This window comes from Kitasatospora phosalacinea, assembly GCF_000717185.1.
Classification (GTDB): Bacteria; Actinomycetota; Actinomycetes; order Streptomycetales; family Streptomycetaceae; genus Kitasatospora; species Kitasatospora phosalacinea_A.
Genome location: NZ_JNYE01000086.1, coordinates 23,836 through 34,832, shown reverse-complemented (window position 1 = coordinate 34,832; position 10,997 = coordinate 23,836). Strand labels below are relative to the sequence as shown.

Here is a 10,997-nt window from a genome sequence, read left to right as displayed (position 1 = left end):
GTAAGGCTCCCAGTAGACGACTGGGTTGATAGGCCGGATATGGAAGCCCTGTGAGGGGTGGAGTTGACCGGTACTAATAGGCCGAGGGCTTGTCCTCAGACGCTCGCGTTCACTGTGTGGTTCCCGGGTAGCGAACAGCTATCGCCGGCGAACAAGCAAAACATCACTTTCAACTGAAAAGTGTGTTCGCTGAATACCCGATAGGGTTTCGGTGGTCATAGCATGAGGGAAACGCCCGGTTACATTCCGAACCCGGAAGCTAAGCCTCATAGCGCCGATGGTACTGCAGGGGGGACCCTGTGGGAGAGTAGGACGCCGCCGAACAATTCTTCAATAGGCCGAGGCCCCAGCGATTCGCTGGGGCCTCGGCCTTTTTTTGTTGGGCATCAGGCGGACACGCTACGGCTGGCAGACAGTGTGGCCGGGACACCCGGACGCGGTGTCCTGCCGCATGCCGGACAATGGACAAGGCGGACGTTCCGGACCCCGGTGGGGGCGGAGGCGTCCGGATCCCGCGCGCTGGTGTCGGTGGAACGGCAGTGGCGCCTCTCGAACTCGCAGTGTGCAGAAGCAGAAGGAGTCACCAGCATGTCGAACCCGCCCCAGGACCGGCCCGAGCGCCGTAACGACGGCGGCCGGGGGTACGAGCCCAGGTCGCGCGGGGGCTGGTCGAACGACCGCGGCCCGCGTCGTGACGACCGTGGCGAAAGCGGCGGCTACCGGGGTCGTGACGACCGCGGTGACCGCGGCGGCGACCGCGGGGGCTTCCGCTCGCGTGACGACCGGCCGTCGTACGGTGGCGGTGGCGGGGGCGGCGGTTACCGCTCCCGTGACGACCGCCCGCAGGGCGGCGGTGGCGGTGGCTACCGCGGGCGGGACGACCGGCCTTCGTACGGTGGTGGCGGCGACCGCGGGGGCTTCCGCTCGCGCGACGACCGTCCGCAGGGTGGCGACCGCGGCGGGTTCCGTCCGCGGGAAGACCGTCCGCAGGGCGGTGGCGGTGGGTTCCGTCCGGCAGGGTGGCGACCGTGGTGGGTTCCGTCCGCGCGAGGACCGGCCTTCGTACGGTCGCGACCGCGACGAGCGGGGCGGGTACGACCGTCCGCAGCGCAGTGGTGGCAGCGGTGGGTTCGAGCGTCGTGACGCAGGGTGGCGACCGTGGTGGGTTCCGTCCGCGCGAGGACCGGCCTTCGTACGGTCGCGACCGCGACGAGCGGGGCGGGTACGACCGTCCGCAGCGCAGCGGTGGCTTCGAGCGCCGTGACGACCGCCCGCAGCGCAGCGGTGGGTTCGAGCGTCGGGACGACCGTCCGCAGGGCGGCGACCGCGGCGGGTTCCGTCCGCGCGAGGACCGGCCTTCGTACGGCCGGGACCGCGACGACCGCCCGCAGGGCTTCCGGGGCGGCCGGGACGACCGTCCGCAGCGCAGCGGTGGCAGCGGTGGCTTCGAGCGCCGTGACGACCGCCCGCAGCGCAGCGGCGGCTACGACCGTCCGCAGGGCGGTGGCGGTGGCTACCGCGGCCGTGACGACCGTCCGCAGCGCAGTGGCGGGTACGAGCGCCGGGACGACCGGGGTGGGTTCCGCGGTGGGCGGGACGACCGTCCGCGTGGGGGCGGGTACGACCGGGGTGGGTACGACGAGCGGCGTCAGGAGCCGGTGAAGCGGCTGCCGATCCCGGACGACGTGACCGGGTTCGAGATCGACGCGGACGTCAAGCAGGACCTGAAGAGCCTGCCGAAGACGCTGGCGGACGACGTGGCGCGCAACCTGGTGATGGTGGCGCGGCTGCTCGACAGCGAGCCGGAGGAGGCCTACAACTACTCGCGGGTCGCGCTGCGGCTGGCTTCGCGGGTGGCGAGCGTGCGCGAGGCGGCCGGGTTCGCCTCGTACATGACGCAGCGGTACTCGGAGGCGCTGACCGAGTTCCGGGCGGCGAAGCGGATGACCGGGCGGGTCGACCTGTGGCCGGTGATGGCGGACTGCGAGCGCGGTCTGGGTCGGCCGGAGCGGGCGCTGGCGATGGCCGGTGAGCCCGAGGTGAAGCAGCTGGACAAGGCCGGCCAGGTCGAGATGCGGCTGGTCGCGGCGGGTGCCCGGGCGGACCTGGAGCAGTTCGACGCCGCCGTGGTGACGCTGCAGAGCCCGGAGCTGGCGTCCTCGGCGGTCCACCCGTGGACGGCGCGGCTGCGCTACGCGTACGCGGACGCGCTGATCGCGGCGGGTCGGGCGGACGAGGCCCGGGAGTGGTTCGTGAAGGCCGTGGAGGCGGACACGGACGGGTCGACCAACGCGGCCGAGCGGCTCGCGGAGATCGACGGCATCGAGTTCACCGACGCGCTGGACGAGGACGCCGAGATCGAGGACGAGGGCGCGGAGGCCGTGGAGCCGGTGCGCCGTCAGATCGACAAGGACGACGTCGGCGACGACCGGATGATCTTCGAGGACGAGGAGGACGTCGAGGAGTTCTACGACGAGGACGACCTCGAGATCGACGAGGACTACGACGAGGACTCGTTCAAGGAGCAGCCGAAGCAGGGCTGACCCGGCAGTCGAGGAGGCCCCCGTTCCCACCCGGAACGGGGGCCTCCTCGCGTTCCGGGGCGGGTCAGCCGAGTTCGAGGGAGCGCAGGACCAGTCCGGTGGCCGGTTTCGGGCCGAAGGAGGTGGACTTGCGGGGCATGGTGACGCCCTGTTCGGCGAGGCGGCGCACGACGCGTTCCGCGACGGGGTGGAGCAGGACGGCGGTGCCGCCGGTGCGGGCGGCCTCGCGGACGGCGGCCTCGGCGGAGTGCAGGTAGCCGATGTGCTCGGGGCTGTCGGGGACGTGCCAGGTGCGGTCGAGCAGGACGGAGTGCAGGACGGTGGCGTCCAGGCGGCGCCACTCCTCTGGGCGGTCGGGGCGGACGGCGGCGGCGAGGGTGGCCTCGTCGGGGCCGGTGAGGAGGCGGAAGCGGTCGTCCCCGGCGGTGAGGACGAAGGAGTTGCCGGGCGAGCGGTGGGCCTCGGCGAGGGCGTGCAGGGCGTCGGGGAGGGTGCCTGGCAGGTCGGTGACCCGCCAGGCGGCGGGGTCGAGGGCGGCGAGCGCGGCGTCCTGCGGGAGGCGCTGCAGGACGCGGTGGATGGCGCGGACCCGCAGCGGGTAGCGGTCGGTGTCGACGAGCAGGACCAGGCCGCGGTCCCAGGGGCTGCGGGGCAGGTGGCGGTGTTCGCGCTGCAGGCGCAGGTACATCTCCCAGCGGTGGTGGCCGTCGGCGATCAGGGCGCGGCAGGTGGCGAGGTCGCGGGCGACGGCGGCCAGGTCGGCGGGGTCGGTGAGGGCCCACAGGCGGTGGTGGGTGCCGTCGCTGGTGGTGGTGGAGAGCAGCGGGTCGGCGGCGGCGGTGCGTTCGATGACGTCGGCGGCGCGGCCGTGGCCGCGGTAGGTGAGCAGCAGCGGTTCGAGGTTGGCGCGGGTGGTGCGCATCAGGCCGACCCGGTCGGCGACGGGCTTGGGCATGACGTCCTCGTGCGGGAGGACGACGCCCGCTTCGGGGCCGCTGACGGCGAGGGCGCCGATCAGGCCGCGCTGGAGGGTGCCGGAGGGGGTGCGCTGCTCGTAGACGTACAGGGCGGGGCGCGGGTCGGCGGTCAGGACGCCCTGTCGGCGCCAGTCGCGGAGCAGGCGGGCGGCGTGCCGGTAGCGGGTGTCGCGGTCGGGGCGGTCGCCGGCGTCCTCGGGCTCGGGGCGGGGGAGGATCAGCCGGACGATGTTGTGCGGGTCCGCGGTCTCCAGGTCCAGGCGCCGTCCGGGGTCGACCACGTCGTACGGCGGGGAGGTGACCGCGGCCAGGTCGCCGACCCGGTGCGGGTCGTAGCGCAGGCCGCGGAACGGGGACAGGGACAGCCCTGCGGTGGCGACGTGCCCGGGGTCTCCGGGGCCGCCCGAGGGCTCGTTGCCGGTTTCGGCACGAGGGGCGCTCATTCTGGGCATGTTAGCCGGGTAGTGCTTGTTGGGAGATCGCGACGAGGACGGGTGCCCGGGCGACGGGCGGGGCGAGGGAGCGGGGTAGCGGCGATGGGTGACCTGGAGCACGGGGACGGCGGCGGGGTGCCGGGCGGCGGCGTGTACGACTGGTACCGGCGCGGGGTGCGGCTGCTGGAGGAGAAGCACCCGGCGGCGGCCGTGCAGTTGCTGGCGCGGGCGGCGGAGGCGGAGCCGGGGTCGGGGGCGATCCGGGAGGCGCTGGCGCGGGCGCAGTTCGACGCGGGGCAGTACGGGCAGGCGCTGGAGAGCTTCCGGGCGGTGGCGGAGGCCGACCCGTCGGACGACTACGCGCAGTTCGGGTGGGGGGTGTCGGCGGCCCGGCTGGGCGACTTCGAGACCTCGGCGGAGCACCTGGCGCTGGCGGTGGCGATGCAGCCGGGCAACCGGCACTACCAGGCGGCGCTGCGGCAGACCCGGGCGACGCTGGCGGCCCGGGCGGGGGCGTACGGGCCGCTGCTGCCGGGGGCGCCCGGGTACCTGGCGCCGCCGGAGGACCCGGCGGCGCCATAGGGTGGCGGGTGTTCGGTTCGGTTCGAGGTGACGAGGGTGGAGCAGCGATGACGGAGAACGCCGCGGCGGTGCGGAGCGTGCCGGGGGCCAGTGCGGTGGCGCTGACGGAGGCGTACGACACGGCGCTGCTGGACCTGGACGGGGTGGTGTACGCCGGTCCGCACGCGATCGTCCACGCGGTGGGGTCGCTGGAGCGGGCCCGGGCGGCCGGGATGCGGCTGGCGTACGTCACCAACAACGCGTCGCGGCCGCCGCGGGTGGTGGCGGAGCACCTGACGGAGCTGGGCGTGCCGGCCGAGCCCGGGGACGTGATCAACTCGGCGCAGGCGGCGGCGCGGCTGGTGGCGGAGAAGGTCCCGGCCGGGTCGCGGGTGCTGGTGGTCGGCGGGGCGGGGTTGCTGGAGGCGCTGGAGGAGCGCGGGCTGGTGCCGGTGCGTTCGCTGGAGGACGACCCGGCGGCGGTGGTGCAGGGCTACGACCCGTCGGTGGGCTGGAAGGACCTGGCGGAGGCCTCGTACGCGGTGGGCCGGGGGCTGCCGTGGGTGGCGTCGAACACCGACCTGTCGATCCCGACGGCGCGCGGCGTCGCGCCGGGCAACGGGACGCTGGTGGCGGCGGTGCGGGCGGCGACCGGGGTGGAGCCGGAGGTGGCGGGCAAGCCGCTGCCGCCGATGCACCGGGAGACGGTGCTGCGGACGGGCGCGAAGCGTCCGCTGGTGGTGGGGGACCGGCTGGACACCGACATCGAGGGCGCGTTCAACGGCGGGGTGGACTCGCTGCTGGTGTTCACCGGCATCGCCACGCCCGAGCAGGTGCTGGCGGCCCCGCCGGAGCACCGCCCGACGTACCTGGCCGAGGACCTGCGGGGCCTGCTGGAGGCGCAGCCCGAGGTGGCGGCGCTGGGCGGCGGCCGGTTCGGCTGCGGCGGCTGGACGGCGGCCGCGGACGGCGGCGTGCTGGCGCTGGACGGCGCGGGCACCCGGATCGACGCGCTGCGGGCGCTGTGCGCGGCGGCCTGGACGTGGGCGGACGCGAACGGCTCCGCCGCGGAGTCGGCGAAGGCGCTGGCGGGGCTGCCCGCGGCGGGTTGACGACCCGGCGGGGCGGGTGGGACCGCTGACGTGCCCCGGGTGACTCGGCGCCGGGGCCGCTTCCCGTACGACCTCGTCGATCAGTGCTGGTTCGTCGATCCCGCCTGACGGCCAGCCGTTCCGGGGCTGCGCCTGGGCGGTCGTGCTCAGAGCAGGGTGCGCAGGCGCAGCAGGTCGCGGAAGCTCGCGTCGAGCTTGAGGCGGCCGGTGGCCCAGGCGGTGGGGAAGGCGAGCCGGCCGTCGACCAGGGCGACCAGGTCGTCGCCGGTGGTGGTGAGCTTGATGTCGGCCTTGGTGGCGGGCGGGCCGGGGGCGTCGGTGATGCCGGTGAGCTGCCCGTCGGTGAGGCGGCCGGTGAAGGTCAGGTCGAGGTCGGTGAGGTGGCAGCTGAGGGAGCGGTCGAGGGCAGTTGCCTTGCGGATGTCGCCGCCCGCGGCCGCCAGGTTGCGGCTGAGCTGTTCCAGCGCGGTGCGGCACTCCTCGGTGGTGGCCATGTGTGCGGCTTGCTCCCGTCGGTGGTCGTTCGGCGTTCCACGCTAGCGCAGCGCCGTACGGTGGCGGCCGGGAACGGGTAGCGTCGGTGCGGGCGGTCGGTGCGGGCAGTCGTGCGGACGGCCAGGTCGGACGGTCGGGCGGTCGGTGGCTGAGGAGGCGGACGGATGCTGCAGGATGCGGTGCGGGGCGTGCGGGGCGTGCTGGTGGCGGCGGCGGAGGTCGCTGAGGAGGCGGGTCGCCGGGTACTGGACACGGCCGGTGGGCTGATCCAGCAGAGGGGTGAACTGCCGCCCGGCGTCGAGCAGTTGCGCGTCCTCGCCGGTGAGGTGGTGACGGCCGGACGGGCCGGGGTCGACCTGGTGGCCGGGGTGGCCCGGGGCGAGGTGGAGCGGGTGTTCGAGAAGGTCGGCGACCAGGTGGTGAAGGTCGGCGTCGTCCTGAGCTTCCTGGAGTCGAAACTCCGGGAGGTCGACGAGCCGACCGCCGAGGAGCCGGAGGAGGAGCCCGAGGAGCGCCCCGTGGTCCGTCCGGCGGCCCGCGCCCGGGGCCTGTTCGACGCGGGCTGGGACGCGGAGCCGGAGCCCGCGGCGGAGGGGTTGGCGCAGGGGCTCGCGGAAGGGCCCGCGGCGGCCGAGGGACGGAAGGCGGCGACGGCCCGCAGGACCGCGGCCCGCAAGCAGGCGGCCGGTTCGGCGTCGGACGTGCAGAAGGCCGCGGCGCGGCAGGCCCCGGCCCCGGACGGCGAGGCCGCGGCGGACGCAGCGCCGTCGGGCCCCCGCCGGGCCCCGGCCCGCAAGGCGGCCGCCCGCAAGGGCGCGGCGGCCAAGCAGGCGACGGCGAAGCGCTCGGTGCCGCGGAAGGCGGCCGCGGCCCCGGGTGGGGAGCCGGGTGTGACGCCGCGGACGGTGGCGAAGAAGGCGGCCGCGAAGAAGGCCACGGCGAAGGCCCCCGCCGCGCAGCCGTCGGCGCCGGAGGGCCGGGCCCCGGCCGGGGCGTCGCCGAGTGCGCCGCTGCCCGCGAAGAAGGCCCCGGCGAAGCGTTCGGCGCCGGGCGGGTCCGCTTCCGCAGCGGCCGGGGCCTCGCCGCGGAGCGTGGCCGAGCGTGCCGCTGCGGCGGACGCCGGAGTGGTCGGTGCTCCCGCGCAGAAGGCCCCCGGGAAGAGGGCGGCCGCGGGCGAGGCCGCGAAGAAGGCTCCGGCGAAGCGTTCGGCGCCGGGCGGGTCCGCTTCCGCAGCGGCGGGTGCCGGGGCGGCCGGTGCTCCCGCGAAGAAGGCGTCCGTGCGCAGGGCGGCTGCGAAGAAGGCCCCGGCCGGGCCCCAGTCCGCGTCCCCGTCCGCGTCCGCGGTGGAGCCCGGGGCGGGTGGTGGCGGTGAGTGAGGGGGTCGTCCGTACGGGGGTGGCCGAGGTGGACGGGGCGCTGGACCGGCTGGGGGAGGGGGACGGGGCGGGGGCGGAGCAGTGGGTCGAGGTGTACGAAGATGTCCATGCGCGGCTCGCCGCGACGCTCGCGGCGCTGGACCGCGGGTGAGGTCCGTCCGATGTGGGAGCTGACGTAGCAGTGGCAGTGGCACGACGCCGTCTGGACGCGGAGCTGGTGCGCCGCAAGTTGGCCCGTTCGCGGGAGCACGCGAGCGAGTTGATCGCGGCGGGCCGGGTGACGGTGGGCGGGGCGGTGGCGACGAAGCCCGCGACGCAGGTGGAGACCGCGGCGGCGGTGGTGGTCGCGAAGGACGACGCGGACCCGGACTACGTGTCGCGCGGCGGGCACAAGCTGGCGGGCGCGTTCGCGGCGTTCGTGCCGCAGGGCCTGGTGGTGGAGGGCCGCCGGGCGCTGGACGCGGGCGCGTCGACCGGCGGGTTCACGGACGTGCTGCTGCGGGCGGGGGCGGCGCACGTGCTGGCGGTGGACGTCGGCTACGGGCAGTTGGCCTGGTCGTTGCAGAGCGACGCGCGGGTGACGGTGATGGACCGCACCAACGTGCGGGAGCTGACGCCGGAGTCGATCGGCGGGGAGCTCGTCGACCTGGTGGTGGGCGACCTGTCGTTCATCTCGCTGGGCCTGGTGCTGCCCGCGCTGGCGGGCTGCGCGGCGCCGGACGCGGACCTGGTGCTGATGGTGAAGCCGCAGTTCGAGATCGGCAAGGAGCGGCTGGGATCGGGCGGCGTGGTGCGGTCGCCGGAGCTGCGGGCGGAGACGATCCGGCAGGTGGCGGGGCAGGCCTGGGCGGTGGGCCTGGGGGTGCGGGCGGTGGCGGCGTCGCCGCTGCCGGGGCCGTCGGGGAACGTGGAGTACTTCCTGTGGCTGCGCCGGGATGCGGAACCGCTGGATCCGGCGGCGGCGGACCGGGCCGTGGCCGAGGGGCCCCAGTAGGGTACTTGGCAGGCGTCCGGGCGTTGCGCAGACTGGCAGGTCGTGGTCGGGCCGCGGTGGCCCGGCGGGCGTAGGGAGAGGGCAGCGGGGAATGAGCGATCGTCGTACGGTCTTCCTGGTCGCGCACACCGGCCGGGAGGCGGCGCTGCGCAGCGTCGAGGGCCTGGTGGACGGTCTGCTGCGGGCGGGGATCCGGATCCGGCTGCTGGAGGCCGAGGCGGTGGGCCTGGACCTGCCGGACGGGGTGGAGCTGGTGCCCGGCGGGCACGGCGCGGCGGACGGCTGCGAGCTGATCCTGGTCGCGGGCGGGGACGGCACGCTGCTGCGCGGCGCGGAGCTGGCCCGGGAGTCGGGGCTGCCGATGCTCGGGATCAACCTGGGCCGGGTGGGTTTCCTCGCTGAGGCGGAGCGCGACGACCTGGCGACCGTGGTCGACCGGGTGGTGGACGCGGACTACGAGGTCGAGGAGCGGATGACCATCGACGTGCTGGTGCGCACCAACGGGGGCGTGCTGCACGAGGACTGGGCGCTGAACGAGGCCTCGGTGGAGAAGGCGGCCCGGGAGCGGATGCTGGAGGTGGTCACCGAGGTGGACGGCCGTCCGGTGTCGAACTTCGGCTGCGACGGGGTGGTGCTGTCCACGCCGACGGGCTCCACGGCGTACGCGTTCTCCGGCGGCGGGCCGGTGGTGTGGCCGGAGGTGGAGGCGCTGCTGATGGTGCCGATCAGTGCGCACGCGCTGTTCGCCCGCCCGCTGGTGACCTCGCCGGACTCGGTGCTGGCGGTGGAGGTGCAGCCGAAGACCCCGCACGGGGTGCTGTGGTGCGACGGCCGCCGCTCGGTCGAGCTCCCGGCCGGGGCGCGGGTGGAGGTGCGCCGCGGCAAGACCCCGGTGCGGCTGGCCCGGCTGCACCGGGCCCCGTTCACGGACCGGCTGGTCGCCAAGTTCGCGCTGCCGGTGACGGGTTGGCGCGGGCGGTCGGAGAACTGCTGATCCGGTAGGGGCCGGTTCAGAGCGCGGCGGTGGCCGGGTCGTCGCCCGAGAGTCGTTCGGTGCGGGCCAGGGCGGCGGCCCCGGCGATCCGCCGCAGTGCGTCGGGGACGTGCGCGGCGGGCAGGGTGAGGGGCAGCCGCAGGTGCTCCTCGAAGGCGCCGTCGACGCCGAAGCGGGCGCCGGAGGCGATCCGGACGCCGGTGCGCTCCCCGGCCCGGGCCAGCGCGGTGGTGGGCAGCCCGGGCGTGGCGGCCCACAGCGCGAGGCCGCCGGGCGGCGGGGTGGACCGCCAGCCGGGGAAGTGCCGGGGCAGCTCGCGGGCGAACGCCTCGGCGGTGGCCCGCAGCGCCGCGTGCCGTTCGGCCCGGACGGCGGGCAGGTGGTCGGTCAGCAGCCGGGCCGCGACCAGCTGGTCGAGGACGGGCGTGCCGAGGTCGTACAGCGCCCGGTCGGCGGCCAGCTTCCGCACCAGGGAGGGCTGGGCGCGCAGCCAGCCGATCCGCAGGCCGGGCCAGAGGATCTTGCCGGCCGAGCCGACGGTGATCACCTGGGCGTCCCGGTCGAGCGCGGCCAGCGGCCGGGGCAGGTCGGCGTCGGCGACGCCCCAGCCGAGTTCGGCGCAGGTCTCGTCGGCGAGCACGGTGGTGCCCGCGGCCCGGGCGTGGGCGAGCAGGGCGCGGCGCTGGTCCTCGTCGACGAGCGCGCCGGTGGGGTTCTGGAAGTCGGGGATGACGGAGGCCAGCCGGGGTGCGGCGCCGCGCAGCACCCGCTGCCACTGGGCGAGGTCCCAGCCGGTGCGCCCGGCCGCGTCCTCGGCCAGCGGGACGGGCACCAGGCGGGCCCCGGCCCGGTCCAGGGCGCGCAGCGTGTTGGCGTAGCTGGGCGCTTCGACGGCGACCCGGTCGCCGCGGGAGAGCAGCGCCTGGTGGGCCAGGTGCAGGGCGCTCATCGCGCCGGTGGTGACCAGCACCTGCTCGGGGCCGGTGGGCAGGCCGCGTTCGGTGTAGCGGCGGGCGACGGCCTCGCGCAGCACCGGCAGCCCGGTCGGGTAGTTGCCGTGCCCGCCGGTGTACGCGGGCAGCTGGGCGACGGCGTGCGCGGCGGCCTCGGCGAGCTGGGCGGGGGCGGTGGGCGCGGCCAGGCCGAGGTCGAGGACGGCGCCCTGCTCGGGGGAGACGGGGTGCAGCGCGTCGGCGGGCGGCGCGGTGCCCTCGGGCAGGGCCGTCCAGGAGCCGGCGCCGCGCCGCGAGCGCAGGTAGCCGTCGCTGCGCAGGGCCTCGTACGCGGCGGCGACGGTGGTGCGGGAGAGGTTCAGGGCGGCGGCGAGTTCGCGTTCGGCGGGCAGCCGGGTGCCGACCGGGAGGCGGCCGTCGGCGACCAGCCGGGAGACCTGGGAGGCCAGTGCCCGGTAGGCGGGGCGGCGGCCGTCGGCGGCGGGCAGTTGGCGGGCGAGGGCGTGCGGGCTGAGGGTGCTGTGCCACTCGGACATCGCGAATCGGTCCACCTGGTTC

10 protein-coding genes and 2 rRNA genes are annotated in these 10,997 nt (G+C 75.9%); 9 read left to right on the top strand and 3 right to left on the bottom strand.

Annotated elements, in window-relative coordinates; all coding sequences use genetic code 11:
- The 3 genes from OO57_RS29090 to OO57_RS29075 all read left to right on the top strand — a co-directional run.
- Positions 1 to 97 (top strand): 23S ribosomal RNA (locus OO57_RS29090); the annotation flags it as partial.
- Between the two features lie 110 nt (positions 98 to 207).
- Positions 208 to 324 (top strand): 5S ribosomal RNA (gene rrf, locus OO57_RS29085).
- Between the two features lie 1,334 nt (positions 325 to 1,658).
- The gene (locus OO57_RS29075; protein ID WP_033255677.1) at positions 1,659 to 2,543 is read left to right on the top strand and encodes a tetratricopeptide repeat protein; all 885 of its coding nucleotides are present in this window, start codon (positions 1,659 to 1,661) and stop codon (positions 2,541 to 2,543) included.
- A gap of 64 nt (positions 2,544 to 2,607) precedes the next feature.
- Here the strand turns inward: OO57_RS29075 and OO57_RS29070 are convergent, their stop codons facing one another.
- Positions 2,608 to 3,963 (bottom strand): DUF1015 family protein, encoded by a 1,356-nt coding sequence (locus tag OO57_RS29070; RefSeq protein ID WP_234337550.1) that lies wholly within the window; start codon positions 3,961 to 3,963, stop codon positions 2,608 to 2,610.
- Positions 3,964 to 4,056: 93 nt separating this feature from the next.
- On the opposite strand from OO57_RS29070, the gene OO57_RS29065 reads away from it, so the two are divergent.
- A complete protein-coding gene (locus OO57_RS29065) occupies positions 4,057 to 4,536 on the top strand; it encodes a tetratricopeptide repeat protein (RefSeq protein ID WP_033255676.1) in 480 nt (159 codons plus the stop codon).
- Positions 4,537 to 4,583: 47 nt separating this feature from the next.
- Positions 4,584 to 5,627 carry an HAD-IIA family hydrolase gene (locus tag OO57_RS29060; RefSeq protein ID WP_033255675.1) on the top strand — a complete coding sequence of 348 codons (1,044 nt, stop codon included), beginning with the start codon at positions 4,584 to 4,586 and terminating at the stop codon, positions 5,625 to 5,627.
- Positions 5,628 to 5,773: 146 nt separating this feature from the next.
- Here OO57_RS29060 and OO57_RS29055 read toward each other — a convergent pair whose 3' ends face one another.
- On the bottom strand, positions 5,774 to 6,121 hold the full coding sequence (locus OO57_RS29055; RefSeq protein WP_033255674.1) for an SCP2 sterol-binding domain-containing protein: 348 nt from the start codon (positions 6,119 to 6,121) through the stop codon (positions 5,774 to 5,776).
- Positions 6,122 to 6,286: 165 nt separating this feature from the next.
- Here OO57_RS29055 and OO57_RS47245 point away from each other — a divergent pair, with 165 nt between their 5' ends.
- The 4 genes from OO57_RS47245 (at position 6,287) to OO57_RS29040 (ending at position 9,486) form a co-directional block, all read left to right on the top strand.
- Positions 6,287 to 7,498 carry a hypothetical protein gene (locus OO57_RS47245; RefSeq protein ID WP_051778377.1) on the top strand — a complete coding sequence of 404 codons (1,212 nt, stop codon included), beginning with the start codon at positions 6,287 to 6,289 and terminating at the stop codon, positions 7,496 to 7,498.
- Positions 7,491 to 7,649 (top strand): hypothetical protein, encoded by a 159-nt coding sequence (locus OO57_RS44200; RefSeq protein ID WP_158715260.1) that lies wholly within the window; start codon positions 7,491 to 7,493, stop codon positions 7,647 to 7,649. The genes OO57_RS47245 and OO57_RS44200 overlap by 8 nt, the downstream gene beginning before the upstream one ends.
- A gap of 36 nt (positions 7,650 to 7,685) precedes the next feature.
- Positions 7,686 to 8,492: a TlyA family RNA methyltransferase gene (locus OO57_RS29045; RefSeq protein WP_033255673.1), complete on the top strand. Its 807-nt coding sequence runs from the start codon at positions 7,686 to 7,688 to the stop codon at positions 8,490 to 8,492.
- A gap of 91 nt (positions 8,493 to 8,583) precedes the next feature.
- Positions 8,584 to 9,486 (top strand): NAD kinase, encoded by a 903-nt coding sequence (locus OO57_RS29040; protein WP_033255672.1) that lies wholly within the window; start codon positions 8,584 to 8,586, stop codon positions 9,484 to 9,486.
- A gap of 16 nt (positions 9,487 to 9,502) precedes the next feature.
- Here OO57_RS29040 and OO57_RS29035 read toward each other — a convergent pair whose 3' ends face one another.
- Positions 9,503 to 10,975 (bottom strand): PLP-dependent aminotransferase family protein, encoded by a 1,473-nt coding sequence (locus tag OO57_RS29035; protein ID WP_033255671.1) that lies wholly within the window; start codon positions 10,973 to 10,975, stop codon positions 9,503 to 9,505.
- Positions 10,976 to 10,997 lie beyond the last annotated feature (22 nt).

Bases quoted from the DNA above. Each gene is read 5' to 3' on its own strand.
- OO57_RS29070 (WP_234337550.1), bottom strand. From the start codon at position 3,963: ATGAGCGCCCCTCGTGCCGAAACCGGCAACGAGCCCTCGGGCGGCCCC.
- OO57_RS29065 (WP_033255676.1), top strand. From the start codon at position 4,057: ATGGGTGACCTGGAGCACGGGGACGGCGGCGGGGTGCCGGGCGGCGGC.
- OO57_RS29060 (WP_033255675.1), top strand. From the start codon at position 4,584: ATGACGGAGAACGCCGCGGCGGTGCGGAGCGTGCCGGGGGCCAGTGCG.
- OO57_RS29055 (WP_033255674.1), bottom strand. From the start codon at position 6,121: ATGGCCACCACCGAGGAGTGCCGCACCGCGCTGGAACAGCTCAGCCGC.
- OO57_RS47245 (WP_051778377.1), top strand. From the start codon at position 6,287: ATGCTGCAGGATGCGGTGCGGGGCGTGCGGGGCGTGCTGGTGGCGGCG.
- OO57_RS29040 (WP_033255672.1), top strand. From the start codon at position 8,584: ATGAGCGATCGTCGTACGGTCTTCCTGGTCGCGCACACCGGCCGGGAG.
- OO57_RS29035 (WP_033255671.1), bottom strand. From the start codon at position 10,975: ATGTCCGAGTGGCACAGCACCCTCAGCCCGCACGCCCTCGCCCGCCAA.